This is a genomic window from Psychromonas sp. MME2 (assembly GCF_040566515.1).
GTDB lineage: Bacteria > Pseudomonadota > Gammaproteobacteria > Enterobacterales > Psychromonadaceae > Psychromonas.
In genome coordinates this window covers 97,757-123,353 of the sequence record NZ_JBEWXI010000003.1, presented here as the reverse complement: position 1 = coordinate 123,353, position 25,597 = coordinate 97,757, and the positions used below count along the sequence as shown (strand labels likewise).

Annotated in this window: 26 protein-coding genes and 1 tRNA gene; 11 read left to right on the top strand and 16 right to left on the bottom strand. The window is 40.1% G+C overall.

Translation table 11 applies throughout. The annotated features are described in order from the left end of the window. The first annotated feature begins 135 nt into the window (after positions 1-135). Positions 136-657: a cytochrome b gene (locus AB1A03_RS05580; protein ID WP_354623613.1), complete on the top strand. Its 522-nt coding sequence runs from the start codon at positions 136-138 to the stop codon at positions 655-657. Positions 658-685: 28 nt separating this feature from the next. On the opposite strand, the gene AB1A03_RS05575 is transcribed toward AB1A03_RS05580, so the two are convergent. Together AB1A03_RS05575 and AB1A03_RS05570 are read right to left on the bottom strand one after the other, a co-directional pair. After that, the gene (locus AB1A03_RS05575; protein WP_354623612.1) at positions 686-2,077 is read right to left on the bottom strand and encodes a sensor domain-containing diguanylate cyclase; all 1,392 of its coding nucleotides are present in this window, start codon (positions 2,075-2,077) and stop codon (positions 686-688) included. Between the two features lie 307 nt (positions 2,078-2,384). Next, positions 2,385-3,146 carry a substrate-binding periplasmic protein gene (locus AB1A03_RS05570; RefSeq protein WP_354623611.1) on the bottom strand — a complete coding sequence of 254 codons (762 nt, stop codon included), beginning with the start codon at positions 3,144-3,146 and terminating at the stop codon, positions 2,385-2,387. Positions 3,147-3,312: 166 nt separating this feature from the next. Here AB1A03_RS05570 and AB1A03_RS05565 point away from each other — a divergent pair, with 166 nt between their 5' ends. Then, positions 3,313-3,600, top strand: a complete 288-nt coding sequence (locus AB1A03_RS05565; RefSeq protein WP_354623610.1) for a nitrogen fixation protein NifW — start codon at positions 3,313-3,315, stop codon at positions 3,598-3,600. Positions 3,601-3,620: 20 nt separating this feature from the next. Here the strand turns inward: AB1A03_RS05565 and AB1A03_RS05560 are convergent, their stop codons facing one another. The 6 genes from AB1A03_RS05560 to acsA are packed head-to-tail and all read right to left on the bottom strand — an operon-like array spanning position 3,621 to position 8,885. Further along, positions 3,621-3,866 carry a phosphopantetheine-binding protein gene (locus AB1A03_RS05560; protein ID WP_354623609.1) on the bottom strand — a complete coding sequence of 82 codons (246 nt, stop codon included), beginning with the start codon at positions 3,864-3,866 and terminating at the stop codon, positions 3,621-3,623. Between the two features lie 19 nt (positions 3,867-3,885). Then, entirely contained in the window at positions 3,886-5,121 is a 1,236-nt protein-coding gene (locus tag AB1A03_RS05555; protein WP_354623608.1) for a dihydrolipoamide acetyltransferase family protein, read from the bottom strand. Next, positions 5,118-5,537 (bottom strand): transketolase C-terminal domain-containing protein, encoded by a 420-nt coding sequence (locus AB1A03_RS05550; RefSeq protein WP_354623607.1) that lies wholly within the window; start codon positions 5,535-5,537, stop codon positions 5,118-5,120. Before AB1A03_RS05550 ends, AB1A03_RS05555 begins: the two co-directional genes overlap by 4 nt. 22 nt (positions 5,538-5,559) lie before the next feature. After that, positions 5,560-6,123 carry an alpha-ketoacid dehydrogenase subunit beta gene (locus tag AB1A03_RS05545; RefSeq protein WP_354623606.1) on the bottom strand — a complete coding sequence of 188 codons (564 nt, stop codon included), beginning with the start codon at positions 6,121-6,123 and terminating at the stop codon, positions 5,560-5,562. Further along, complete coding sequence (pdhA, locus tag AB1A03_RS05540; protein ID WP_354623605.1) at positions 6,116-7,105, bottom strand: pyruvate dehydrogenase (acetyl-transferring) E1 component subunit alpha; 990 nt, start codon at positions 7,103-7,105, stop codon at positions 6,116-6,118. The genes AB1A03_RS05545 and pdhA overlap by 8 nt, the downstream gene beginning before the upstream one ends. Positions 7,106-7,130: 25 nt before the next feature. Further along, positions 7,131-8,885, bottom strand: a complete 1,755-nt coding sequence (acsA, locus tag AB1A03_RS05535) for an acetate--CoA ligase (protein WP_354623604.1) — start codon at positions 8,883-8,885, stop codon at positions 7,131-7,133. A gap of 516 nt (positions 8,886-9,401) precedes the next feature. Between acsA and AB1A03_RS05530 the strand changes: the two genes are divergently transcribed. The 5 genes from AB1A03_RS05530 (at position 9,402) to AB1A03_RS05510 (ending at position 14,209) form a co-directional block, all read left to right on the top strand. Next, positions 9,402-10,607: a cation:proton antiporter gene (locus tag AB1A03_RS05530; RefSeq protein ID WP_354623603.1), complete on the top strand. Its 1,206-nt coding sequence runs from the start codon at positions 9,402-9,404 to the stop codon at positions 10,605-10,607. A 138-nt stretch (positions 10,608-10,745) separates the two neighbouring features. Further along, complete coding sequence (locus tag AB1A03_RS05525; RefSeq protein ID WP_354623602.1) at positions 10,746-12,149, top strand: DUF4397 domain-containing protein; 1,404 nt, start codon at positions 10,746-10,748, stop codon at positions 12,147-12,149. 293 nt (positions 12,150-12,442) lie between these two features. Then, positions 12,443-13,009 carry a PEP-CTERM sorting domain-containing protein gene (locus tag AB1A03_RS05520; RefSeq protein WP_354623601.1) on the top strand — a complete coding sequence of 189 codons (567 nt, stop codon included), beginning with the start codon at positions 12,443-12,445 and terminating at the stop codon, positions 13,007-13,009. 646 nt (positions 13,010-13,655) lie between these two features. Beyond that, on the top strand, positions 13,656-13,880 hold the full coding sequence (locus tag AB1A03_RS05515; RefSeq protein ID WP_354623600.1) for a hypothetical protein: 225 nt from the start codon (positions 13,656-13,658) through the stop codon (positions 13,878-13,880). Between the two features lie 161 nt (positions 13,881-14,041). Continuing rightward, a complete protein-coding gene (locus tag AB1A03_RS05510) occupies positions 14,042-14,209 on the top strand; it encodes a PEP-CTERM sorting domain-containing protein (RefSeq protein WP_354623598.1) in 168 nt (55 codons plus the stop codon). A gap of 65 nt (positions 14,210-14,274) precedes the next feature. Here the strand turns inward: AB1A03_RS05510 and AB1A03_RS05505 are convergent. The 5 genes from AB1A03_RS05505 to rpsU form a co-directional block, all read right to left on the bottom strand. Further along, positions 14,275-14,351: transfer RNA gene (locus AB1A03_RS05505), tRNA-Ile, on the bottom strand. Positions 14,352-14,573: 222 nt separating this feature from the next. Beyond that, a complete protein-coding gene (rpoD, locus tag AB1A03_RS05500) occupies positions 14,574-16,421 on the bottom strand; it encodes an RNA polymerase sigma factor RpoD (RefSeq protein ID WP_354623597.1) in 1,848 nt (615 codons plus the stop codon). A gap of 83 nt (positions 16,422-16,504) precedes the next feature. Beyond that, positions 16,505-18,256 (bottom strand): DNA primase, encoded by a 1,752-nt coding sequence (gene dnaG, locus AB1A03_RS05495; RefSeq protein ID WP_354623596.1) that lies wholly within the window; start codon positions 18,254-18,256, stop codon positions 16,505-16,507. 113 nt (positions 18,257-18,369) lie between these two features. Then, positions 18,370-18,813, bottom strand: coding sequence for a GatB/YqeY domain-containing protein (locus AB1A03_RS05490; protein ID WP_354623595.1), 444 nt, complete (start codon positions 18,811-18,813; stop codon positions 18,370-18,372). Positions 18,814-18,834: 21 nt separating this feature from the next. Beyond that, positions 18,835-19,050: a 30S ribosomal protein S21 gene (rpsU, locus tag AB1A03_RS05485; RefSeq protein ID WP_011768738.1), complete on the bottom strand. Its 216-nt coding sequence runs from the start codon at positions 19,048-19,050 to the stop codon at positions 18,835-18,837. 254 nt (positions 19,051-19,304) lie between these two features. On the opposite strand from rpsU, the gene tsaD reads away from it, so the two are divergent. The 4 genes from tsaD (at position 19,305) to AB1A03_RS05465 (ending at position 23,961) form a co-directional block, all read left to right on the top strand. Continuing rightward, on the top strand, positions 19,305-20,324 hold the full coding sequence (gene tsaD / locus AB1A03_RS05480) for a tRNA (adenosine(37)-N6)-threonylcarbamoyltransferase complex transferase subunit TsaD (RefSeq protein ID WP_354623594.1): 1,020 nt from the start codon (positions 19,305-19,307) through the stop codon (positions 20,322-20,324). Between the two features lie 282 nt (positions 20,325-20,606). Beyond that, positions 20,607-21,779 carry a phosphoglycerate kinase gene (locus AB1A03_RS05475; protein ID WP_354623593.1) on the top strand — a complete coding sequence of 391 codons (1,173 nt, stop codon included), beginning with the start codon at positions 20,607-20,609 and terminating at the stop codon, positions 21,777-21,779. Positions 21,780-21,903: 124 nt separating this feature from the next. After that, entirely contained in the window at positions 21,904-22,980 is a 1,077-nt protein-coding gene (fbaA, locus tag AB1A03_RS05470) for a class II fructose-bisphosphate aldolase (protein WP_354623592.1), read from the top strand. Between the two features lie 288 nt (positions 22,981-23,268). After that, positions 23,269-23,961 carry an SIMPL domain-containing protein gene (locus tag AB1A03_RS05465; RefSeq protein ID WP_354623591.1) on the top strand — a complete coding sequence of 231 codons (693 nt, stop codon included), beginning with the start codon at positions 23,269-23,271 and terminating at the stop codon, positions 23,959-23,961. 25 nt (positions 23,962-23,986) lie between these two features. Here the strand turns inward: AB1A03_RS05465 and AB1A03_RS05460 are convergent, their stop codons facing one another. The 3 genes from AB1A03_RS05460 to AB1A03_RS05450 are packed head-to-tail and all read right to left on the bottom strand — an operon-like array spanning position 23,987 to position 25,484. Then, positions 23,987-24,346, bottom strand: coding sequence for a hypothetical protein (locus AB1A03_RS05460; RefSeq protein WP_354623590.1), 360 nt, complete (start codon positions 24,344-24,346; stop codon positions 23,987-23,989). After that, on the bottom strand, positions 24,346-24,801 hold the full coding sequence (locus tag AB1A03_RS05455; protein WP_354623589.1) for a hypothetical protein: 456 nt from the start codon (positions 24,799-24,801) through the stop codon (positions 24,346-24,348). The genes AB1A03_RS05460 and AB1A03_RS05455 overlap by 1 nt, the downstream gene beginning before the upstream one ends. A gap of 5 nt (positions 24,802-24,806) precedes the next feature. Continuing rightward, complete coding sequence (locus AB1A03_RS05450) at positions 24,807-25,484, bottom strand: potassium channel family protein (RefSeq protein WP_354623588.1); 678 nt, start codon at positions 25,482-25,484, stop codon at positions 24,807-24,809. Between the last annotated feature and the right edge of the window lie 113 nt (positions 25,485-25,597).

The window sequence follows — 25,597 nt, the reverse complement described above, 5'->3', positions numbered from 1 at the left end:
ATGATAGATTGTATGAAGTGAAACACTTTTTCATGCAATTTATTAAATGCTATTTGTAGCATGTATTATTTAGATCAACGCTTACGATCCGAGTTTTTGTTTAAATAATGGAAATTTAATTATCTTAGGGGCTTTATGAAATACAATAAAATTATTATCGCAACACATTGGATTATTGCACTGCTATTTGCACTGCTATTTTTAAGCGACTACCTTCGCTCAATTTCGGATAAAGGGACTGAAATCCGAGTACTTTGGCTTAACTTGCATTCTTGGTTTGGGATCATGGTTTTTGTGTTAACAATTATTCGTCTTGCCGTTAAGATGAACAGTAAAGCTCCTGCAGCTGTCTATGAAAAAGGGGTAATGCAACTGTTACTCCACGGTGCGCATATTTCGCTATATTTAATTACTTTATTAGTGCCAATCAGTGGTTATATTCGTTTTGCTGGTAAGGGGGGACGATCATTGACGATTGCTGGGGAGACGATGCCTTCGCTAGTTGATAAAAGTGAGTGGTTATTTAACTTGGGTAAAGCAACCCATGGTGATGTGATGGAAAGCATCATCCTAATTGTTATTGTCGGTCATATTGCAGCCGCTTTATACCATCAGTTAATAATAAAAGATAAAGTGATGTCTCGTATATTACCCTAGTGTTATCGCGATAAACAAAAGGGAGCAATTATGCTCTCTTTTTTGTTTTATACCTTATTTTATGTTCATACATTTTATTATCGGCTCGTTTAATCATATCTGCAGCGTTTTCGTTATCATTTGTAAGCTCTGTACAACCATAACTTAGACTCCATGGCTTACCCATTGTCAGCATTCCTAATGAATTAAATTCTGACTCAATACGGTTCATAATAATATTGGCGCTCTCTTCAGTACAATCGATAAATACAATAAGGAATTCATCTCCACCTAATCGACCAGCTAAATCTGTTGAGCGAATGACATTAGTAATGACTTTGGCAGCACCTTGAATTAGATGATCTCCTGCTGCATGCCCCTGTTGGTCATTCATTTTTTTAAGGTCGTTAACATCAATAAATCCAACCGATAAAGGTGATTTCCTGCGCCTATTCAGGTTGATACTTTCCTGTAGACGATCACTTATCGCTTTGCGATTCAAAAGTCCGGTTAATGCATCAAATCGGGCTTCATGCTCTAACTGTTTGTACAGATTGGCTTGACTGATTTGGTAGCTTGCTAATACCCAGCCTAAAAAAGTAAGCATCGGCGCTAAAAATACAAAAGCAATTAATAAGCCTGTTATGAGAGGCCCTGTATCATTATGAATTATTGTACTTGGCACATACATGACTAGTGTGACATGATTTTGATTGATGCTTTCAAAGGGGTGGGAAGGTGAAAGTTCGAAACGACTAAAATAATATTCTCCCTTCTCTGTAGTAATTTCACCGCTTTTACTATTTTGCATCTCTCTCCAGAGTTGTGGGTATTGCTGAGAGAATTGAAAATTTGCTCTTTCTGGGATCATAAATCCCCACTCTGTATCAGGTTGATTAGCTTTTAAATAATAGCCATTTTCATTTAGCAGCAGGATTTGATCTCCTTGGTGTATATTAAGCTTCTCAAGCAGCGCTTGAATTTGACTGCCGTTATAGTTGATAACAGCAACGCCAAGTAATTGATCTTCTTTGTTATGGATAGGTGTGGCAAAACGAATCATAGGCTTGAGGGGTCTTTCAATCTTTCCTGCTTCAATATTAAGATCAAATGGCGAGGTATATAGCTGCTGCTGTTTCAGAATCTTTGATTCTTGGAAGTAATAACGATTAGCCTTATTCTGCAAATTGGCTGTCGGGGTAATTTGTGGTGGTGAGTTAGGCGATTTATTTATCCTAATAACCTCATTTCCGAATGCGTCCAATAAACGGATCTGCTCATAGCGTTTTTGCAATGTGCTTATTTGGTACATGAGCGAGGTAAGATAGGCTTGAGCGGTTTTGTCTTGTGATGAAAGTGTCGCAATTGTAAACTCATTATGTGCGTAGTAGCTAAGATTTACCCCGACAGAGTTTAGCTCGCTAATAATTTTGCTTTGCATGCCAAAAAGTTCTGAGAATTGTTCTGTTTGACGTTTATGGTGTAGTTCACTATGCAGTTTTAGGTAAATAAAGCATAAAACGAGAAGCAGGAAAGTAAGCAGAATAGTTGCGTAAAGTATTCCGCGTTTGTGTTTACGCTGTTTAAGGGATGAGCTTGTTGTTTCTGTATTCAGAAGATGCCTCCATGTCTTATCTGCTTAATTAAGCATAAACCAAGTCGGAAACATGGGGCGTATTAATTTGTCGTCAGCATCGAACATTTTGGCAGTAGATCACCCTTTCAAGTGAAAAAGTGACTTAATGGGATCATTTCCAATATGTTAAATGATATTTGGCGAGAATTTTTTCTAATTCACCTGACGCTTGCAATTTGCGAATTCCCTCTGTGTAGATTTCGGCATATTCCTTTGATTTCGCTATGTTGGGTGAAAAGCTAACGTAGACTTTATCGGCTTGTGTGGTTTTTCCCACTTTAATAAGTTGCTCAGAAAGACCCATTTGCATGCTAGTTTGCGCTAGTACAACGGGATCTTCGATAATCACGTCAACTCTGCCATAGAGTAATTTTTTTATATTCATTTCAAGTGGTTTGGTGACTTGAGCGTATTGCGTCTTATCGGGATTGTCGGCAAAAAAATCTTCTAACTCATTACCATAGGAGTAATCTTTTATTAGACCAATGTTAATCCCTTGTAATGATTTAATGCCATTATATCGCCAAGTACTGCCTTTTTTGGCAAAGAACATCTCTTCAGAAATGCCAAATTCCTCTTCTGGAAAAATAAAGTCAGGCGCTTCTTCTTTCATTGCGCCAATAATGGCGTTAAATTTCCCTTCGCGCGTTTTTTTGATGGCTCTATTCCAAGGCATTATTTTATAAATTATTTTGTGCCCTGCGGCTTGAAAGATATGTTTGGCAATTTCGATCCCATAACCCGGTGATTTTTCATCCCCATTATAGGGGTACCATTGGTCTGCAACGATAGTTATTTCATCAGCAGTGCTACTGGAGGGTAAATGAATAAAAAGTAGCAATAAAAAATAAATGGTTAGCTTTGTATTTTTCATTACGACTCTCTTGTTAATTCAATAAAAGTTTAAGCGCATTAAAATTCACAGTAAAATAGATCATCTACGCGGTATGTTGAGTCATTTATTTGTGAAATATAAATCAATGGCGATAAAGGTCGCATTATCCTACTAATAGCCATTTTAATTCTGTGAGGTTCGCCACATGGTTCAAAGTTATCAAAAAAATAATTTACAAAATATAGTTGAGGGCTTTACAAGAATAGAGGATGCATTAATTTATTTTGAGATAAGCTTTGATCGTTCATTCATTGATCAATATGGTGTCGAGTTAGCTAAACGTTTCAAGGGGAATTTATTACTCGGTAAGGCAGATGATTGGTTTTCGGGGCGACGTGCGTTAAAAAATGCCTATTGTAAAATTCAGCGCGGACGTTTGGATGCAAGCAGTCGTTCATCCTGTAGAGGATGTGCAAGTTGCGAGCGACGCTAAATGAAATGTCATTTTATTGATTATTGTTGCTTGTCGATAAGGTAATTTACCATACCATTAAGGGTTACTACCAATGGATAATCGGCTTCTGGGATGGCTACCTTGGTTTGTTTGGATACAGCAATCACCAAATTTAGAAAATCCATGGAATCAAGCTCAATCGCTTCACGTAGATCTTGATCTTCTGGTATCTCCTCTGGCTCTATTTCGGGTGCAATATTACCGAGCTCTGTAATAATTAAATTTTTTAATTCAATTTTATTCATAACCTACTCCTTGTTGAACCTATTCTTGCCACAGTTGTTCGGGTTGTTGTAATAGTTGATTTAGCTGATATAGGAAACGAGCGCCGACTTGCCCATCACTGACGCGATGATCTGCCGCAATAGTGGCATTTATGATGGAGCGAATTTGTATGTTGTCATCAATCACCAATGCTTCTTGGTGGGGGGCTCCTAGAGCTATTATCGCCACCTGCGGTGGATAAATCACGGCAAACATCTGTTCAGCACCGCGATCGCCAATACTGGTAACCGTACAGCTGCCATTGCTCATTTCTGATGCCCGTAGGCTCTCTGTTCGGGCTCGTGCAACTTGCTCCTTGAGTTGTTGCATCATCGCTGCTGCTGACAGCGATTGCGCATCACGGATCACGGGCATCACTAATCCTCCGCCTCTTAAATTAATCGCATTGGCTAAATTAATGCTATCACTGGGGATAAATTGCTGATCCTGATATATCCCATTAAGTTGTGGGTTTGTTTTTAATGTACGTGCAATGGCGCAGAGTAGTGGGGCATTAAGTAGCAGACGTGATTCCACGGATATTTGCGCATTATAGTTTTGTAGATAGGATTGTAATGCGCTGATATCTAAACGTTGGCTTAAATAGTAGTGGGGTATTTGTTGTTTTGACCGTGTGACCGTATCACTAATGGCTTGGCGCATTGCGTTTTTGTCAAAACCACTTTTACGCTGAGCTGATTTTTCTTGGATGGGGGGCTCAGCCTCCTCTGTTTTGGTTATTGCTTTTTTAACCATCGTCAGTGTCAATGGTTGGCTATTTTCAGCCGCTAAGCGTGATAAAGATAATTGCTGTTGTGCCGCTAATGCACGTGCAGCAGGGCTGGCTAATATAAAGTCAGAGTCAAGGGCCGCTTTTGGTTGATGCGTTTCAGTCAACGTGTTGTTTATCTGTACTTTCTCGGCGGGCTCTGTTTTATTGCTGTGTTCATCTATGTGTTGTTGCCGACTAGGCGTCTCTAATGAGTCGTTCATCGTGCGTAGGGTAGCGATAGCTGTGCCGACGGTGACTTGCTGTCCTTCCTTGATAAGTAATTCTTCAACGATGGCATCCTCAAAAACATCTAAATCGATTGCGCCTTTATGCGTTTCAATAACGGCAATGACATCTCCCCGTTTTATGATATCGCCTTTTTTTACCTGCCACTCCACAAGTGTGCCTTTTGCCATATCCGCACCGAAGGAGGGCATTTTTAAATCATGTCGCGCCCCATTCATAGTGTCACCTGTTCAGATGGAATTGCTGTGGTTAACATTTCTAGTGCCACTGCCACTATTTGCTCTATTTGTGGAATGCAGGCTTGCTCTAAATGCCCAGCATAGGGAAAAGGCACTTCTATCGAGCAGACTCGGCGTATCGGCGCATCTAAATACCAAAATGCTTGCTCTGCAATAGTTGCACTTATCTCTGCGGACATGCCGACACTTTTCCACGACTCATCAACGATCAGTGCTTTATGGGTGCGTTGCACGGAGTCAATAATGGTCTCTCTATCCAATGGGCGTAAGCAACGTAAATCGACCACTTCAATGGAAAATCCTTGCTCCTGAAGTTGCTCCGCAGCCGCCACCGCTTTATATAAACAGCCACCCCAAGTGATAATGGATAAATCACTGCCCGTTTTGCGGATCACCGCTTTTTCCATCGGTGCGATATCATTGGTTCTCTGCTAATTCTGCGCTTTGGTTATAGAGCATGACATGTTCAAAAATGATGACTGGATTGGGATCTGCCAGTGCCATTTTTAACATGTAGCGCGCATCCGCTATCGTACCGGGGTAGAGTACTTTTAACCCCGGGACATGGGCATAAAAACCTTCGAAGCTATGTGAGTGTTGCGCTGCTAATTGCTTACCTGCACCGCATGCCATACGAATCACCAGTGGTACGGCAATTTGTCCTGCCGACATGTGTCGCAGCGTCGCTGCATTATTAATGATTTGATCTAAAGCAAGAAGACTAAAATTAACGGTCATTACCTCAACAATCGGCAGCATCCCTCCCATCGCGGCACCAATACCTGCACCGACAAATCCTGACTCAGAAAGGGGAGTGTCGATGATTCGCTGTGTGCCGAATTGATCAATTAAACCCTTGGAAACAGCATAGCAGCCACCATAGTGGCCGACATCTTCACCCATCAAGAAAACACGCGGGTCATCATTCAATGCTTCTACAATCGCGGCTTTAAATGCCTCTCTGAATGTTACCTCACTCATGGGGAGCCTCCGCGTATAGGTGTTTAAATATATCTGCAACGGGTTCGACCGACGCTTTGTCTGCTGTCTGCACGGCTTCTTCTATCTCAGCATCCACGTCTTGTTCGATTGCTTGTAGCTCTGTGTTAGTGAGCTGTTTATTTTCAGTCAACCAGTGTGTTAACTGCACGATTGGCCCTTTTAGTTTCCACGCTTCTATTTCACTATTCTGGCGATAAAGTTGTGTATCAAACATGGAGTGTCCACGGAAACGATAGGTACGGCACTCGATAAAATGTGGGCCGTCACCTTGACGAATTGCGCTACATGCGAGTTTTGCAGCGGCTTCCACATCAATGACATTCATGCCGTTGATGACCTGTGAAGTCATTCCATAGCTCGCTGCTTTTAAATGGATTTTTTGGTTGGATTCTTCTATCTCTAAGGCCGTGCCCATGGCATAGAGATTATTTTCGCAAATAAATAGGATAGGTAATTGCCATAATTTTGCGAGATTGAGACTTTCATGAAATTCACCCTCGGCAACGGCTCCTTCGCCAAAAATACAGCAGGTCACTAATTGACGTTGTTGCATTTTGTCCGCGAGCGCTAATCCAACCGCGAGCGGTAACGCCCCCGCGACAATGGCATTGCCACCAAAAAATCGTAGCTTGTCGTCAAAGAGATGCATCGAACCTCCGCGACCACCGCTACAGCCACTCTGTTTGCCAAACATTTCAGCCATTATTGACGTCATTGACAAACCTCGCGCTAATGCATGACCATGTTCCCTATAGGTTGCCAATACCGCATCGTCCTGATTTAATGCTTGCATGACGCCGACTGCAATCGCTTCTTCACCATTATATAAATGTAAAAAACCACGAATTTTTTCTTCGCTATACAAGGTGACACAACGCTCTTCAAAACGACGGATACGCAACATTTGCTTGAGTAAATAATGTAAATGTTGACGATTCAGATGTATTTTATCATTACCCATAATATCTTCTCCCGAGCCTTAATATTTAGGATTCATCGCTCTCAAGTGTGGATATATCACCCTCAGGTAAGCCTAATTCGCGAGCCTTTAAGAGTCGTCGCATGATTTTGCCACTGCGTGTTTTTGGTAAGTTCTGACGAAATACAATTTCCCTTGGGGCAACGGCTGGGCCGAGTCTTTTGCGCGCATGGGCGAGTAATGTTTTGCGCAATGCCTGATCGCCTTCGTAATTGGGTTTTAAGGCGACAAAGGCTTTAACAACTTCTCCAGCTATCTCATCGGGCAGACCAATCACAGCCACTTCGGCAACGGCAGGTTGCTCCATTAGGACACTTTCAACCTCAAAGGGGCCAATTAAATGACCCGAGCTTTTAATCACATCATCGGCTCGCCCAACAAACCAGTAATATCCATCCGCATCGCGGTAAGCAAGGTCACCGGTTAAGTACCAATCACCAACAAAACATTTTTGATAACGCGCTTCTTCATGTAGATAACCACGAAACATCGATGGCCAACCGCGTTTTAGCGCAAGTTCGCCAATTTGATTGGCTTGCTGTGATGGTGTGGTTATTTCGTCGCTATTTTTGACCATAATCGCGACGTCGATCCCCGGAAGCGGGCGACCCATGGAGCCAGGGCGAACAGCGGTTGTTGCAAAGTTAGCGATCATAATGCCACCGGTTTCACTTTGCCACCAGTTGTCATGGAAGGGCATGGCGAATACTTTTTCTCCCCATATCACCGCCTCAGGGTTAAGGGGTTCACCCACGCTGGCGATAAAACGTAAGGCGCTAAGATCATATTCCTTGGCAAGCTCATCACCCGCTTTCATTAACATCCGGATAGCCGTTGGTGCGGTATACCAAATATTCACTTTTTGCTCACTCAGTAATTGATACCAGTGACGCGCATCGAATTCCGCTTCATCAATGATCAAGGTGACACGATTGCACAGTGGCGAAATGACACCATAGGAAGTGCCCGTCACCCAGCCTGGATCGGCGGTGCACCAATAACAGTCGCCAGGGCGAAGGTCGAGTGCATAAAAACCAGAAATACTATGGTAAATGACCGCCCTATGAACATGCATGGCTCCCTTGGGCTTGCCCGTTGTACCAGAGGTGAAATGCAATAGCGCGAGCTGTTCAGGATCGCAGAAACGAGTAGTAAATTCTGCGCTACTTTGTGTTAGTAACTTATCCAGATCGTAACAACCTTCAGGTAATTCAACGCTCACATTGTATAACAACACCCATTTTAATTGTGTTAGCTCGTTGCGCCATGCTTGCACTTTTTTTCGATAAAGTGCTTCGCTAGTGACCAGAACACGTGCATCACCAATTTCCATACGTGAGCGTATGGGCTCGGGGCCAAATGCAGAAAACAATGGTGAAAAAACGGCGGCAAATTTAAGCGTTCCAAGTAATGCGATGTACAGTTGCGGGACGCGTGTAGAGAGGGCAAATACAGTCTCACTCGGTTGCACACCAAGATCCTGTAAAATATTCGCAAAGCGGTTACTTTGCGCCTTTAAGTGTGCATAGCTAATGTTTGTTTGTTCGCCTTGCTTGCTTAGCCAACGGATAGCAACTTGCTCGCCGAAACCTTCGTCAACGTGACGATCCACCGCTTCAAAGGCGATATTTAACTTTTTATCATGACCGCTAAGTCGTGCGTCTGCTATTTGCCAATTAAAGTGTTGGTAAGTGTCATCATAGGATACAAGATTATGATCGCTTGCCTGTAAGGGATTTTTTTTGATTTCAGAGAAATGCACAACAACCTCCTAAACAACAATAAATGCCACACTTCAATGTTAGGAGAGGATTGACCTTAGCGCACAGCAAAACGCTGATATAGATCATTTTGTTAAGAAATATATGGGCAGCTATTTTGAACTAAAAAAAATGGACCAACCAAATCACTATTAAGCCAGTACTAGCGGTCATTGATAGTGGCAGGAGAACTTTCAAGGCCATGTTATTGCCTGCTACGATCGCGGCAACATCGGTAATACTAAAAATACAGCAAAGATAAGTGTTGATTGTAACGCTAATGGATTAACTAAATGGGTGACTTCTTGCGCTTCACGCCGTATTCAACATCGATTAATAGGTCGACAGCAAGTGCTATACTGAGAAGTGAAATTTGTTTTGCATCAGCAAATTCGTTCACGTTAGGCTCCATTACAGCAATATTAATATTATGACTTAGGGAGTTATCTTAACTAATAAGTATCGTACTAATTGGTTGTAAAAACAGCCTAAATGTCATTATTAAATAAGGGATTATTATGTATGCTTCTTTATCTGTTTTAGCGCTTTTTGTGTTTTTTTATAGCATAGCAAGCGGGGGACTTGAGAAAACGCCAACCAGTGGTGCGATTGTTTTTACTGCATTTGGGCTGATATTTGGTCCACTGGGTTTTGCGGTGATTGCTGGGCGTATGGAAATTGAAATGTTACGTACACTGGCTGAATTGACACTGGCTATTCTATTATTCGCTGATGCAGCTAATGCCAATCTAGCAGTATTAAAGCGTAATATTGGTATTCCGGGGCGTTTATTGTTAATTGGCTTACCGTTAACTATCTTGCTCGGCTATGCCTTTGGTATTTTACTCTTTGACCAGTTGACGTTATTCGAAATTGCGTTGCTTGCAACCATGCTTGCTCCTACCGATGCAGCATTAGGTAAAGCGGTTGTAACCAATGAAAATGTACCAGCTAATATCCGTGAAGGATTGAATGTTGAGAGTGGATTAAATGATGGCATTTGTGTCCCCATCCTGTTTATTATTATTGCCCTAATAGCAGGAGATGCAAGTCAAGAAAATACCAGCCTGTTAGCGTTGACATTAGTTGCTGAAGAGATTGGCATTGGTGTCGTTGTTGGTGTTGGGCTTACCTTTTGTGGTTATCATTTACTGCACTTTTGTACGCAGCGAAACTGGGTAACTGAAAGCTGGCAGCAGTTGCCCGTTGTGACGATGGCACTAGCTTGTTTTAGTGTTGCTCAGTGGTTAGGTGGTAGTGGCTTTATTGCGAGCTTCGTTGGTGGATTACTGTTTGGTGCGATTGCGAAAGCACATAAACATAAACTTTTAGTGGCTGCAGAGGGGACAGGAGATACCTTAGCCCTGATAACATGGGTTGTATTTGGGGCGTTGGTGGTTGGACAGTCAATTGAGTTATTTAGTTGGCATATTATCTTTTATTCAATATTAAGCTTAACGGTGATTCGAATGTTGCCAGTCTTTGTTGTGCTAACAGGGCAAAAACTACGTACTGATGAGAAGCTCTTCATTGGTTGGTTTGGTCCGCGAGGTTTAGCCAGTATTGTCTTTGCATTAATTGTACTTCAAGAGCAGCTTCCCGGCGGTAAAACCTTAGCGATGACGGTAGCCTGTACTGTTATTTTAAGTATTGTTGCTCATGGATTAACGGCGAATAAATTTATTGCATTATTAGTTGCGCGTATAAAACTAGACAAAAAATAATTTCACGTAAATATCACCAATTCAATCATATCGTTGGTGATATTTACGAACCTGTTTTGAATTTTCTTTTTATCAATAGTGATCTTTTTTTCACCCTCCTCGTAATGATTAAAACACGTAAACAAGAGGGTATAAAAAATGAAATACATCAAAAACTTTAAAAATATGTTATTCGTCTCTTTCGTTTCAACTTTATTAGTTGCTTGTGGTGGGGGAGGAGGCTCTTCGAGTGTTGATAGCCAATCAACCACCTCCTTAAGAGTTTATCACGCCTCACCGGATGCTCCATTAGTGAATGTTTGGTTAGATGGTAAGCCTGCTTTAACTGGCGTTGACTACCAGCAAAGTTCCGGTGCCTTGTTTGTATCAGAAGGCGTACATAGCGTACAAATAGATGCGATTTTACCTGATGGCTCCACACTCACCGTATTACCCGAAACAACCCTAGATTTGATGGCTGATAGTGAATATAACGTTATCGCTTTAGGTAAAGCTGCGCTTATAGGAACGGGGGATGAAAAAGCATTTGCACCAAAAATTGTTGCTCGTGAACAACTTAGCCCATCTGGTGCACGTGTTCAGGCAATTCACGCTGCGCCTGATGCGCCAATGGTTGATATATTCATCACTGCTTATAATGATGATTTAACTGATGCGATCCCCTTTGCTGATAATGTTGAATATTTAGCTGCTACGGAAGCTGTCGAAGTACCAGCTGGTGATTATCAAATCCGTATTACCGATGCCAACGATCCATCTGTGATCTATTTTGATTCCGGTATGGTATCAGTCCCCGCTGGTGGAGATTGGGTTGCTGTTGCGACAACGAATACTGGTGCTGGTTCATCTCCTGTTAGTTTGCTAGTTGATACTGGGGATGCTTCGCTAGTGGTCAACGATATCAATAATGGTGCAGATATTCGTGTGGTGCATGCTATTTCTGATGCTCCGGATGTCGATGTTTGGGTTAACGGTACTGCGCCAACGATGGAAAGTCCCTTGTATGACTTAGGATTTAAAGCATTTACTGATTATATCGCTGTAGCCGCAGGAGATTATACCTTCAACGTGGCTGTCAATGGCAGTGATCCCGTTGCCGTGGTTGATGCCTTAACCCTTAATGCTACGCTATCTGCAGGAAATAATTATACGGCTGTTGCGATAGGTAATCTTGCCGATGGTGCTGAAAATGAACAATTATATGTTCTTGAAGACAATACTCGTCGTATAGCGACTGCGGCTAAATTGCGTGCTTTTCATGCTTCTACATTGGCAGGTAATGTAGACATTTACCTCAGTTCAGACAGTACACCAAGTGCAGATGATGTGGTTTTAAAAGATATACCCTATAAAGGTGATAGCGGTTTATTAGATGTAACACCAGGAGAAGTCTATATCATGGTGACCCCTGCCGAAGATATGAACACCATTGCTATTGGCCCTGTGATGCTAGAGTTAAGTGCAAACAGTATCTATACATTAGTGGCTATTGATGACAATGAATCTGCAAGCGGTGTGTCAGTAATTAGCTTAGATGATTAAAACATAAAAGTAATACAATTAAAAAGAGAAAACGGGTTGTCTTGCCCGTTTTCTACTTCCTAGAAATTCATATCAATCAGCTTTGTTATAAAATCTCTATGATAAAAAATGTTAGCTATTAGCGTAGAAAACATGTTGGTTTTTCTTACACACTTAATTTGTGGTATTGTAACTTGCTGATAAATGAGGGTTATATATTTGGTTTGATATATGCTTGAGTATATATGACGTATAAAAACAATTTCGATAATTGATACGTTTTCTTATCGTTTTGTATACATGAGGAGTTTGACATGGATATTATGCGACATAAATTAAAAATGGTACTAGGGGGAGTTGGAGCTTTGTTACTGGCTCTTACCTCTACGGCAAATGCAGGGCTTATCACTTGCCAAGATACCGCTAAGAATTACATGACTATGGAGGATACTTATGCGACAGGATGTGTTGCTTCTGGCGTCGGTAATATTAACGGAAATGCAGGTACTGATGATTTTTTAACCGCAGGAGGTACTACAGCTGGTTATATAGGGGCGAGTGTTGGTACTGATTTTTATAATAATGGGGAGGACGCTGGTACGTGGTCTGTAGATTCATTTGTTGAAGCGATTGGTTTTAAATTTGGTACGGGTAATACGGCAGATAATTGGTTTATCTTTGACCTTAAAGACGGTGTTACATCTGGTACTTGGGTGTTTCATGATGTATTAGCTCCTGGTAAGGGAGGTGATCGTCTTTCACATCTACAAGCGTATAACTACGATGGTGGCGGTACGACTGATGTGCCTGCGCCAGATTCTTTAGTGCTATTACTAATGGGCGTTGGCTTTGTTTTAATGCGTCGTAGAGTCGGTAAATAGGGATTTTGTTAACCATAGGGAAATATCTAATCCTAAGCTTAAAATAGCTAGGGTGATATTCAAATATTGCCCTAGTGTATTTTTTATTAAAGATCATATTCTTGCGATTGTCGAAAAATTTATCACATGATGAAAAAATTTTCATGCAACTCCATCTCAAATCATTTTTTTTCAATAAGTATACCTTCATAAACGATAGATATATGTGAACTCCCTTTACTATTAATTAGTTACATTATTATTATTTATATTATAAATAATAATAATGATGACCTGGATATATAGTTCAATATAAATAATCTCAAATCCATACATAAATTATGTGTTTGTGGTTAACGTGATGTAAAAATCCTGTTAATTACAAATGAAATCATCTTTTTTTTGTCAAAAAAAAGTGTCGAGAAATGTAACAGATTACTTTTTCTTATTATGGGTTTGTATTTAAGTTATTGTTTTTAAGGGTAAATATAATAAGCCTATTTTTGGTGTGGTTTATGCTTTATTTGTATCGTTAGACTTTACTAACCACGGCATCTTATCCACTAGATGTGATATCCAACCGGTTTCTCTGCATGATAAAGTGACATGGTGAGAGTGTTGATAATGGCAGAATCTAATCGGTATCTTGAAAATATATGGAGTAATTATGATGAAAAGTTATCTTTTAGGTTTAATACTTGCTTGTTGTGCCTTATCTGTCTCTGCTATGCCAATTAATTTTGCTTTTGATGGGGATCTGCTAGTGCAACTGGCGCAGTCGGAATCGGTTCTTATACTGGATATTCTGGTTCTGCCTCCCTTGATGATGGCGAATCAGCGAACTTTACCTTTGGTAATGCTGCATTTGTCGGCTATGGTGACGGTGAATTAAGTATTGGTGTTAATTTTATTTCCCCTATCTTTGGTGAAGAAAGCGTCACTGGGGCATATGAAATTTGGTCGCTAGGTTTTATTGCGGGTGGTAAATTTGCTGGTGGTAGCACTATTTTTGATTATATTGCTGGCGATTATGTCGGCAGTGCTGAGCTTACTTTGGATCCTTTTGATGTCAAAATGCAATGTGGGGCATGTTTTAATTTTGATGGTAAAATTACCAACTTAGGTTCGGTTAATACACAGGAAGTGCCTGAGCCTCTTTCTGCTGCATTTTTAGGGCTAGGTTTACTGGCGTTTGGTTTAACGCGTCGTCAACGTCGTTAATCATCCGCTGCTCAATCTGAATCGGAAAACAAAAAAGGCGCTAAAAGCGCCTTTTTTGTTGAATGTGGTGGCCCCACCCTGACTTGAACAGGGGACCTGCCGATTATGAGTCGGATGCTCTAACCAACTGAGCTATGGGGCCAAATTTTTGTCTAGAGCATTTGCTCTAACCCTATACCAATAAAAGGCTATGGGCCTAAATTTGAGATGCGATTATATAAGCTTCAATTTCCTCTGTCTAGCATATAGAGTGCGTTTGCTTATAATTTCAGCGCAGTTTTCAATATTGATTGTAAAAAATTCCTTTTTACTAAAAAAAATCCTGCGAATGCAGGACTTTAGTAAAAATAATATGATCTATCGGTTATTCATCAAGGAAGCTACGCAACTGTTCACTACGACTTGGATGACGTAGTTTACGTAATGCTTTGGCTTCAATTTGACGAATACGCTCACGTGTTACATCAAATTGTTTACCCACTTCTTCGAGAGTGTGGTCGGTATTCATATCGATACCGAAACGCATACGTAATACTTTTGCTTCACGAGCAGTTAACCCTTCTAACACTTCATTCGTTGCATTTTTCAGGCTTTCAATTGTTGCACAGTCTACTGGAAGCGCTATGGTCGTATCTTCAATAAAATCACCTAAATGAGAATCTTCATCATCACCGATAGGAGTTTCCATTGAAATCGGCTCTTTGGCGATTTTAAGTACTTTGCGTATTTTATCCTCTGGCATCATCATACGTTCAGCTAACTCTTCCGGCTGAGGTTCACGGCCCATTTCTTGTAGCATTTGACGAGAAATACGATTTAGTTTGTTAATCGTTTCAATCATATGCACTGGGATACGAATGGTGCGTGCTTGGTCTGCAATAGAACGGGTGATTGCTTGGCGAATCCACCAAGTTGCATAGGTTGAGAATTTATAACCACGGCGGTATTCAAATTTATCCACCGCTTTCATCAATCCGATATTACCTTCTTGGATTAAATCTAAGAATTGTAGGCCACGATTGGTGTATTTTTTAGCAATAGAAATTACTAGACGTAAATTTGCTTCAACCATCTCTTTTTTAGCTCGGCGAGCTTTTGCTTCACCTACGCTCATGTTGCGAGAGATCTCTTTTAAATTGGTGATGGTAAGGAAGCTTTGCTCTTCGATAGAGAGCATTTTTCGGATACAACGCTGTAAATCTTCACTTGATTCAGCGATACGTCGTCCGTAATCGGTATTACTCGAAATGATAGCATCTAACCATGATTGGTTAGTTTCATTGCCTTTAAATAGAGTAATAAACTCTTTTTTAGGCATTTTATTTATTTCAACACAGATTTTTAAAATTAAACGTTCTTGCACACGTACTGCATACATGGATGAACGAATCGCTTTAACAATGCGATCAAATTGTTTCGGAATAAGTTTAAATTGTTGGAAAAATTCGGCTTGCTCATTGATCGCCTTACGTGTTTCAGGATGTGCTCGACCATTTTTAGCAATAGAATCTTCTACAATTTTGTTTAAATGTCGAAGTTCTGTAAATTTTTCCGCAGCTTCTTCAGGACACGGTCCTTTAGGACCTTCTTCTTCCTCATCATCAAGTAAATCATCGTCATCTTTATCATCTTCATCTTCTAATTCTAAGTCAGATAATTCAGAGCCAATATGAATCGCACTAACTGCCATTGATATTTCATCATTAGGATCAACAAAACCACTAATCAAATCAGTGAGTTTCATATCTTCTGCTTGATAACTATCCCAATTGTCGAGTAGGCCGGTTATGGTGCCAGGATATTCTGATACCGCTGTTTGTACTTCGTTAATGCCCTCTTCGATACGTTTGGCGATCACTATTTCGCCTTCGCGAGTAAGTAACTCAACCGTACCCATTTCACGCATATACATACGCACAGGATCTGTTGTACGTCCAATTTCTGATTCAACCGTTGCTAGCACTTGTGCTGCGGCTTCTACGGCATCTTCATCGGGTTCCTCGTTACCAGACAATAGTAGATCGTCATCATCAGGGGCTGTCTCAACAACACGGATCCCCATGTCATTGATCATTTGTACTATATCTTCAATCTGCTCTGATTCAACAATATCTTGTGGCAGATGGTCATTAACTTCTGCATAGGTTAAAAAACCTTTTTCTTTACCTTTAATAATAAGCTCTTTGAGCTGTGACTGAGGTGATTGAGCCATAGATACCATCCAAATAGAGAGATACAATTAAAAAAATACAAGCGCTCGATTATACGCCTATTTCGTTATTTTTTCCAGTTTCATTAATGTTGTTTTTGCTCTACAAGCAGTGCTGCAAGCTGTTGTGTTTCTTCACTGGTTAATGCATTGCCTGTTCTAGCTTTTTGTTTTAAATATTCAATTTTATACTGAAGATGAAGATTCAGAAAGTTCTCTAATGTGTCTAAGAAAAATGCTTCGTAATTATCGTCATCAATGTTATTTTCCCATATAGCTAGGGTCTGTAGTTGTTTGTATTCAGGCGCATCACGCCAATGTTCGAGTAACTGACCTGTGGTTATATTGGGGCTGTTACGACAAATTTCAAGTAATGAATTTAATAATGGTAATCCAGGTAAATTCATTTCTTGAAATTCAGGAAACAGAGGTAAATCAAATGCGACATTAGGGTGCTGTAATAATACAGAGATAGCTAAACGCATCGGTGTCGCTTTTTGTTTTATTTTATTTTTATTTTGCTCTTGTGACCTGGGTAGTAATTTTTTTAACCCTTCTTTTTCAATACCGAGTAGATTAATGAGCTTTTCATCCATCATTTGCCTAAAGACGCTCTCTGGTAATTGCTCTAGCAGCGGAATGGCAAGCTGAGCCAGCTTTGATTTGCTGTCTGATGTGCTCATATCCACTTTGCTTAATAATTGTTGAAAAAGAAAATCAGAAAGCGGAAGAGCTTCAGCGATTAACTGTTCAAAGGCTTGCTTACCTTGCTTTTGAATTAAACTATCAGGATCTTCTCCATCAGGTAGAAACATAAAGCGCAGTGTTCGGCCATCTTGTATATAGGGTAGGGCATTTTCTAATGCCCGCCAAGCAGCATTTCTGCCCGCTTTATCTCCATCGAAGCAACAAATAATTTCGCTGCTGTGACGAAAAAGAGTTTGAATATGGTCACTACTCGTACTAGTTCCTAGTGATGCAACGGCATAATTAATCGCAAATTGCTCTAGTGCAACGACATCCATATAGCCTTCAACAACCAATATACGTTGAATCTCTTTATGGGTTTGCTTTACTTGATATAAGCCATAAAGTTCTTTACCCTTGTGAAAAATGGGTGTTTCAGGTGAATTTAAGTACTTTGGTTCTTGGTTATCTAAAACGCGGCCACCAAATCCTATCACTCGTCCTCGGCGGTCATGTATTGGAAACATTAAGCGATCACGAAAGCGGTCATAACTGCCTGTTTTATCTTTCGCAATAAGCATGCCGATATCAATGAGTTGCTTTTCTAATTGCGCAGTTAAAGCAAAACGTTTACGTAATTCATCCCAACCATCCGGGGCGTAACCAATTTTAAAGTATTTAACGGTTTCACCGGATAATCCTCTACCCTTTAGATAGTTAATCACTTTTTCACTGTTTTTGTGACTGCGCAGCTGCTGTTGATAAAAAATGGTGATCTCGGCCATCAATTGGTATAGATCTTTGCGATCAACATAATTATTGACCACTGTTTTGCCATTGCCAATATCTTCACGAGGTACTTCAATGGACAGTTGTTCAGCTAAGGTTTCTACTGCATCGACAAATTCAATGCCATCATATTCCATGACAAAGCTCAGTGCGTTACCACTGGCACCACAATTAAAGCAGTGATAAAACTGTTTATCTGCACTAACGGAAAAGGAGGAGTCGTTATTACCGTTATGGAAAGGGCAGCGAGCGCGGTAGTCTTTGCCTTTCTTTTTTAATTTTACACGGCTATCAATGAGGTCAACAATATCGGTACGTGCGATAAGGTCATCAATAAATTGTCGAGGAATACGTCCTGCCATGTATTAAACCATTAAATTAAGTTGTTTATTAATAGGGGGTAAGTTTAGTGGTAAAACAAAAAAGCCCCAAGCTTACGAATAAACTCAGGGCTATTATTTAACAAGCATCAGAATTAAGCTAAGCCAGCTCTCACAAGCGAGCTTACTTCACCCATATCTGCTCGTCCTTGAATATCTTCTTTGAGTAGCCCCATTACCTTACCCATATCTTGCATGCCAGTTGCACCAGAGGTCGCAATAGCCTGCTTGATTAAGTCTTTGACTTCATCGGAAGTTAGTGGTTGTGGGAGAAACTCTTGCAATATTGCAAGTTCTGCTTTTTCAATATCAGCAAGATCAACGCGATTCGCATTTTCAAACTGAGCAATTGAATCTTTACGCTGTTTTACTGATTTAATGACAATAGCCATAACTTCATCATTATTTAGTTCAACTTGCGTATCAATTTCAACTTGTTTGATTGCTGCTTGCAACATACGGATAGTGCCTAAACGTGCCTTATCCTTCGCTCGCATCGCGAGTATTTGTTGCTCTTTTAATCTTGCTTTTAAAGACATCAGAAACCTTTAACTAAGAAATTAGTACAGGCGAACGCGACGTGCGTTTTCACGAGAAAGTTTTTTCAAGTGACGTTTAACAGCAGCAGCTTTAGCACGTTTACGAACTGTAGTTGGTTTCTCAAAGAATTCACGTTTACGAGTTTCTGCTAAGATACCTGCTTTTTCACAAGAACGTTTAAAACGACGAAGTGCTACGTCAAATGGTTCGTTTTCACGAAGTTTAATTACTGGCATGTGCCTATTACCTTTATGGTTACGGTCGTATATTGACCAGTGCTTTTAAAATGGTGCGAGATTTTAATCTTATTTGCTATAAAATGTAAAGGATTACTGTATTAAATATAGTTAAAAAAAGATAAAGGGGGAATTGTATTATTAGAAAAAGGCATTTATGCATTGAAAATGACGCTCTCTATTAAAAAAAAAGTTACTCGTGATAATTTTGCGGTAAACTAAGCTGTTATTTTATTCATTAGAGGCTTGGCGATATGCGTATTTTAGGCATTGAAACTTCATGTGATGAGACGGGCATCGCAATTTATGATGATCAGTTAGGATTATTGTCACATCAATTATATAGCCAAGTAGCATTACATGCTGACTATGGCGGTGTTGTTCCTGAGCTTGCATCGCGCGACCATGTTCGTAAAACGATTCCGCTGATTAAGGAAGCGCTCGCTAATGCCGATTGTAGTAAAGATGATATTGATGGTATTGCTTATACAGTGGGCCCTGGATTAGTTGGCGCCTTGTTAGTTGGCACTTGTATTGGGCGAAGTTTAGCCTATGCATGGAATAAACCAGCTATTGCCGTGCATCATATGGAGGGCCATTTATTAGCTCCGATGCTCGAAGATAATCGTCCAGAATTTCCTTTTTTGGCTCTCCTTATTTCTGGTGGACATACCCTACTAGTACAGGTCGATGATATTGGTGAATATACGGTACTCGGAGAAAGCATTGACGATGCAGCAGGTGAGGCCTTTGATAAAACAGCCAAATTACTTGGTTTGGATTATCCGGGCGGACCTCGTTTGGCGAAAATGGCTGAAAACGGTGTTGCAGGGCGCTTTCACTTTCCAAGACCAATGACTACCAAACCTGGGCTTGATTTTAGTTTCAGTGGATTAAAAACGTTTGCCGCCAATACCATTGCCGAAGAGGGCAGTGATCCGCAAACGCAGGCGGATATTGCATTGGCATTCCAAGATGCCGTGATTGATACTGTTGCCATAAAATGTAAACGCGCCCTAAAGCAGACGGGGCTAAAGCGATTAGTTGTGGCCGGTGGTGTCAGTGCCAATAAGTCATTACGTGAACAATTGGCTGTGATGATGAAGTCGTTACAAGGGGAGGTTTTTTATCCACGTAATGAATTTTGTACAGATAATGGTGCAATGATAGCCTATGCGGGCATGCAACGTCTCAAGGCTGGCCATTTACAGGATTTAAAAATAAAAACCAAACCCCGATGGCCTTTAGAAGAGTTACAAAGTATTAAAAGTTAATGTTATCTTTTGTAGGAAAAGGTTGGGAATGTTGTTATTTTTTAGTGATTTTGAAATAAAGTTACAGAAAATGATATAAATCAAACCCTAACCCCCTATTAAGAAGGTAAATTACAGGGCATTGTGATCGATGTAACAAAAAGAATCGTCTATAATGCTACGAGTAATTTCAAGACAACGGAAGAATGTTGTACTAAAACGAGTTCGATAGCAAAATCTGGATCGTTATTCAGGTATAAAATATCAGTTTGTTAGTTTTAAAATTAAATAAGAGGACACATCATGTCAGTAAAAAAAATGGTAGATCAGGATCTAGCTGGTAAACGCGTATTTATTCGTCAAGATCTTAATGTGCCAATTAAAGAGGGTAAAGTGACATCGGATGCACGTATCCGTGCGTCTATCCCAACAATCAAACTAGCCTTAGAAAAAGGCGCTAAAGTGATGATCACTTCTCACTTAGGTCGCCCTGTTGAAGGCGGTACTGCTGAAGAAAATGCAGCTGCAACTTTACAGCCTGTTGTTGATTACCTAAACGAAGCGCTAGATGTGCCTGTTCGTTTAGCAACTGATTACTTGAACGGTGTTGAAGTAAATGCGGGTGAAGTTGTTGTACTTGAAAACGTGCGCTTTAATAAAGGCGAGAAAAAAGACGATGAAGTACTTGCTAAGCAACTGGCAGCACTTTGTGATGTTTATGTAATGGATGCATTTGGTACGGCTCACCGTGCGCAAGCATCAACTCATGGTATCGCTAAATTTGCACCTATCGCTTGTGCTGGTCCCTTATTGGCGGCTGAGCTGGAAGCATTAGGTAAAGCGATGGATAAACCTGCGCGTCCTCTAGTGGCTATCGTTGGTGGTTCTAAAGTATCAACTAAACTAACTGTACTTGAATCTTTATCGAAAATTGCCGATCAACTTGTTGTTGGTGGCGGTATTGCAAATACATTTATTGCAGCGCAAGGGCACAATGTTGGTAAATCATTGTACGAAGCAGATTTAGTTGAAACAGCTAAAGAATTAATGGTTTCTTGTGCAATTCCAGTAGCAACAGATGTTGCCTGTGCAAAAGCATTCGATGAAAACGCAGAAGCTGAAATAAAAAATGTTGAAGACGTTCAAGATGACGATATGATTTTCGACTTAGGCCCTAAATCAACTGCTGCGCTTGCTGAAATCCTTAAAGGTGCAAAAACAATTCTTTGGAATGGCCCTGTTGGCGTATTTGAATTCAAAAATTTCGAAGCGGGTACAGCTGGGATATCTAAAGCGATTGCAGAGTCTTCTGCGTTTTCTGTTGCCGGTGGTGGTGATACGTTAGCGGCTATCGATAAATTCGATATTGCTGCTGATGTTTCTTACATCTCTACAGGTGGTGGCGCATTCCTTGAGTTTGTTGAAGGTAAAATATTACCAGCAGTGGCAATGTTAGAGTCACGTGCAAACGATTAATATACTATACAAAGCGAGATAAGATCTCGCTTTTTTATTGCGTGTTTTTTGTCACATAATTGTGTATAATATCACGCGAAATTAAACCGTATTTAATTTAACTAAAATAGATAGGATATATCTCATGACTAAGATTTTAGACGTTGTAAAACCTGGTGTTATCACTGGTGATGATGTTCAGAAAGTATTTGCAGTTGCAAAAGAAAACAAATTTGCACTTCCAGCGGTAAACGTTGTTGGTTCTGATTCAATCAACGCAGTACTTGAAGCAGCAGCTAAAGTTAAAGCGCCTGTTGTTGTTCAATTCTCTAACGGCGGTGCTGCATTTAACGCAGGTAAAGGTCTTAAACTTGAAGGTCAAGAAGCGGCAATTCTTGGTGCTGTTTCAGGTGCTAAGCACGTTCACGCAATGGCTGAAGCTTATGGTGTACCTGTTATTCTTCATACTGACCACGCAGCTAAAAAATTGCTTCCTTGGATTGACGGGCTACTAACTGCATCTGAAGAGCACTTTGCTGCAACTGGTAAACCTCTTTTCTCTTCACACATGATCGATCTTTCTGAAGAGTCTTTAGAAGAGAACATCGAAATCTGTTCTAAATACCTAGCACGTATGGCTAAAATGGGTATGACATTAGAGATTGAATTAGGTTGTACTGGTGGTGAAGAAGACGGTGTTGATAACTCAGGTATGGATGAGTCTCTACTTTATACTCAACCTTCTGAAGTTGATTACGCGTACACTGAACTTTCTAAAGTTAGCCCTAACTTCACAATCGCAGCTTCTTTCGGTAACGTACACGGTGTATACAAGCCTGGTAACGTTAAGTTAACACCAACTATTCTACGTGATTCTCAAGCTTATGTTTCTGAAAAACACGGTCTTCCAGCGAATACATTAAACTTCGTATTCCACGGTGGTTCTGGTTCATCTGAAGCTGAAATCCAAGAGTCTATCGGTTACGGTGTTATCAAAATGAACATCGATACAGATACACAGTGGGCATGTTGGGATGGTATCCGTGGTTACGAAGCTAAAAACCACGATTTCTTACAAGGTCAAATCGGTAACCCAACGGGTGAAGATGCACCGAATAAAAAATACTATGATCCACGTGTATGGTTACGTGCAGGTCAAGAGTCTATGGTTGCGCGTCTTGAAAAAGCGTTTGCAGACCTTAACGCTATCGACGTTTTATAATTTAACGAGCCGACATTATCGTTGGCTTTATTAAAATATAACAGACTATTAATAGAGCCAGCCTAGTTTATCTAGTTGCTGGCTTTTTTTGTTACGTTTTATACCAATTCCGATAAATAGCGGATTTATTTTACTGGTTAAAACAACTTACTGCTGCGTTGTAATTTTCGCAAAGGGAATAACCATTTACGTCAAATTACGCCTTGAATTAAGCTGTTTTTCCTGCGCAAAATCTAGATCACATACTCACCGGAATTGGTATTACCATGAGAAAATGAGAGGCTTATTATGCGAGTGATTAATTACTGTATTGTTTTGTTAACCTTTATTGTATCCACTTCAACTTCCGCTGAGGCATTGCCTAATCAGCCTTCTATATCAGTGACTGGTATTGCTTCCTTGGCTGTTATGCCTGATCAAGTGACTATTAAGTTTCGCGCCCAAGCGCTAGAAAAAGATGCCAAAGAAGCAAAAATGAAGGTTGATTCACAAGTTGAGGCTTTGTTGGCTAATTTAAAAGCAGCTGGATTTGATACGGCGCTTTTACAAAGGGCTGATCTATATAGTGGTGAAGAGTATCAATATGACGATAGGAAACGTACCTTAGTCGGAATACGCGCAATACGTGATTTAAGTTATCTGTTAACGAACATCGATGGGTTAAATCGCTTTTTAGATACGGTTTTATCGTCTCAAATAGAGTCAATCAATGCATTGGAATATAGTTTAGCTTCACCGGAGCAATGGCGAGCAAAGATTAGACAAATGGCCATAGAGGATTCATTGATGAAAGCGGAGGTGTTAGCTACCGCCTACGGAGCTAAATTGGGTCAGATCTATTCGATTAATTATCAGAATAATTATGTGCAGCCGATGATGATGATGAAAAGTATGCAAGATGAGCAAGCTGAAGCAACTTACCAGTCGAAAAAAATGACCTTAACGGACAGGGTACAGGCGGTATTTTTATTGAATCCTTAACTATTTCTTCACACCAGGGAAGGGGTTAGTGGGGATGTAAACTTATCTGTAACGCACTTTGCTCTGTTGAGTTAAAACACATTAAATGACTCTGTTGTGGTTTGAATAGTTTTACAATATGCGCCATCAGTGCCTTGCTGTTAGCGTTGTTAAAACTGGTTTCCACACTTAGATAGCTACTTAACTTTTCAGGAGTAAGGTGAATAGTTAAGTAGTCATTTGCGCAGACCGCATTTAATGAATAGCCCTTAGGTTCAAAGGTAAATTGATCAATGATAAGGTCGTCGAAAAAGCAATTAATGGAGAGATAACTCTCCATCTCTGCCGTTGAAAGTAAACCGGATTGCGCCTTTTCCGTTAACTCACCTGTTAAGTTATGACACATTAAGATTTGTTTGTAATCGGAGTTAGGCTCTTTATTTGTAAAATAGAATAGATCGCCTCGATAATCGCCTCGCCAGTGCTGAGTGATACCATTAAGATTGCCGTTAAAAGTTGACTATCTTGTTCAAAACTACTTTTTTGTCGATTTGGCTGTATCGCTTGGTGGCGGTGAAATAGTAATGAAATAATATTCTTTTTGGGGATTTTTTTTTGGAAATATTGTGCCGCTTTCACTAAATGCGTGTTACCGCAGGTGATGAGCAAAATTTTATTATGCCAAACAAATAGGCTCGATTCTGATAATAAATAGGCACTAATATGTTTATTTTTAATTTGTGAAAGGATATTGGTATTCGCTTCACTGACCATCTCTATCCAAAATGACTCTGAATATTCTAGTAGGTTATGCCCAGTTATAATTATTTCTAAACGTTTTTCTCTCCCTTCATAAAACATACGGTCTAGCTTTTACGCTGCATTGCTGCACCCACTAAACTAGAAACGAAGATTGCCATGTAAAAGACACCCACAATGGCTTCCATATAGGTTAAGAAACGTGCAGTGGGAGAGAGCGGTAATATATCGCCGAAGCCTAATGTGGTTAAGGTAACAAAGCTATAATAGATGATCCCTGAGAAATTACCTGGCCATGTATCTTGCGGTAGACCGGAGAATGAGTTAGGCATTAATTCAATGGTGATTGAGTAGAGTAGCAGCCAAATAATGCCTAACAATAAAAAAATACAAATTGAGCCCGCTAAACTATTCCCTGTTATTTTATCGCTGGAAAACAGTACTTGTTGTATAGCTAATTTTATCTGCATGGAAAAAAATATTAACATTAAAACAAGTTGTGTAATAGCGAGGTCGGCTTCCCTAAAGTTTGTGATTAGCGTTGTCATTACGATAATCGTGATAATTAACCCGATTGCCGATTTAAACGCGATGCCGCTGGAACGTAAACCGAAAATGGATATGGACATAGAGGTGATGGTTAATAGGGTAAATAATTCATGAATAAATAGAGAATCAAGAAAAAATTGTTCAATGCAGGCATTAGAGAAAAGTAAAAGTATCAGGCTGATTAGCATGTAATAGAAATTATCTTCCCTAGAAATAGGTTTTATTATTTTTCTCATGAGTAAGCCTAAATAAGTATGGTCGTGTTTGTTGATTATATTAAATTATAACGGTTGTGGCAGTTTAGATAAATATTGTTAGTACTTTATCTTTATGAAAGCGTTAGTTTTGT

What these genes read in the sequence shown, in the direction of transcription:
- AB1A03_RS05580 (WP_354623613.1), top strand. Translation starts at nt 136, where the DNA reads ATGAAATACAATAAAATTATTATCGCAACACATTGGATTATTGCACTG.
- AB1A03_RS05575 (WP_354623612.1), bottom strand. Translation starts at nt 2,077, where the DNA reads ATGCAAAGCAAAATTATTAGCGAGCTAAACTCTGTCGGGGTAAATCTT.
- AB1A03_RS05570 (WP_354623611.1), bottom strand. Translation starts at nt 3,146, where the DNA reads ATGAAAAATACAAAGCTAACCATTTATTTTTTATTGCTACTTTTTATT.
- AB1A03_RS05565 (WP_354623610.1), top strand. Translation starts at nt 3,313, where the DNA reads ATGGTTCAAAGTTATCAAAAAAATAATTTACAAAATATAGTTGAGGGC.
- AB1A03_RS05560 (WP_354623609.1), bottom strand. Translation starts at nt 3,866, where the DNA reads ATGAATAAAATTGAATTAAAAAATTTAATTATTACAGAGCTCGGTAAT.
- AB1A03_RS05555 (WP_354623608.1), bottom strand. Translation starts at nt 5,121, where the DNA reads ATGAATGGGGCGCGACATGATTTAAAAATGCCCTCCTTCGGTGCGGAT.
- AB1A03_RS05545 (WP_354623606.1), bottom strand. Translation starts at nt 6,123, where the DNA reads ATGAGTGAGGTAACATTCAGAGAGGCATTTAAAGCCGCGATTGTAGAA.
- pdhA (WP_354623605.1), bottom strand. Translation starts at nt 7,105, where the DNA reads ATGGGTAATGATAAAATACATCTGAATCGTCAACATTTACATTATTTA.
- AB1A03_RS05530 (WP_354623603.1), top strand. Translation starts at nt 9,402, where the DNA reads ATGTATGCTTCTTTATCTGTTTTAGCGCTTTTTGTGTTTTTTTATAGC.
- AB1A03_RS05525 (WP_354623602.1), top strand. Translation starts at nt 10,746, where the DNA reads ATGAAATACATCAAAAACTTTAAAAATATGTTATTCGTCTCTTTCGTT.
- AB1A03_RS05520 (WP_354623601.1), top strand. Translation starts at nt 12,443, where the DNA reads ATGGATATTATGCGACATAAATTAAAAATGGTACTAGGGGGAGTTGGA.
- AB1A03_RS05515 (WP_354623600.1), top strand. Translation starts at nt 13,656, where the DNA reads ATGATGAAAAGTTATCTTTTAGGTTTAATACTTGCTTGTTGTGCCTTA.
- rpoD (WP_354623597.1), bottom strand. Translation starts at nt 16,421, where the DNA reads ATGGCTCAATCACCTCAGTCACAGCTCAAAGAGCTTATTATTAAAGGT.
- dnaG (WP_354623596.1), bottom strand. Translation starts at nt 18,256, where the DNA reads ATGGCAGGACGTATTCCTCGACAATTTATTGATGACCTTATCGCACGT.
- AB1A03_RS05490 (WP_354623595.1), bottom strand. Translation starts at nt 18,813, where the DNA reads ATGTCTTTAAAAGCAAGATTAAAAGAGCAACAAATACTCGCGATGCGA.
- rpsU (WP_011768738.1), bottom strand. Translation starts at nt 19,050, where the DNA reads ATGCCAGTAATTAAACTTCGTGAAAACGAACCATTTGACGTAGCACTT.
- tsaD (WP_354623594.1), top strand. Translation starts at nt 19,305, where the DNA reads ATGCGTATTTTAGGCATTGAAACTTCATGTGATGAGACGGGCATCGCA.
- AB1A03_RS05475 (WP_354623593.1), top strand. Translation starts at nt 20,607, where the DNA reads ATGTCAGTAAAAAAAATGGTAGATCAGGATCTAGCTGGTAAACGCGTA.
- fbaA (WP_354623592.1), top strand. Translation starts at nt 21,904, where the DNA reads ATGACTAAGATTTTAGACGTTGTAAAACCTGGTGTTATCACTGGTGAT.
- AB1A03_RS05465 (WP_354623591.1), top strand. Translation starts at nt 23,269, where the DNA reads ATGCGAGTGATTAATTACTGTATTGTTTTGTTAACCTTTATTGTATCC.
- AB1A03_RS05460 (WP_354623590.1), bottom strand. Translation starts at nt 24,346, where the DNA reads ATGTGTCATAACTTAACAGGTGAGTTAACGGAAAAGGCGCAATCCGGT.
- AB1A03_RS05455 (WP_354623589.1), bottom strand. Translation starts at nt 24,801, where the DNA reads ATGTTTTATGAAGGGAGAGAAAAACGTTTAGAAATAATTATAACTGGG.
- AB1A03_RS05450 (WP_354623588.1), bottom strand. Translation starts at nt 25,484, where the DNA reads ATGAGAAAAATAATAAAACCTATTTCTAGGGAAGATAATTTCTATTAC.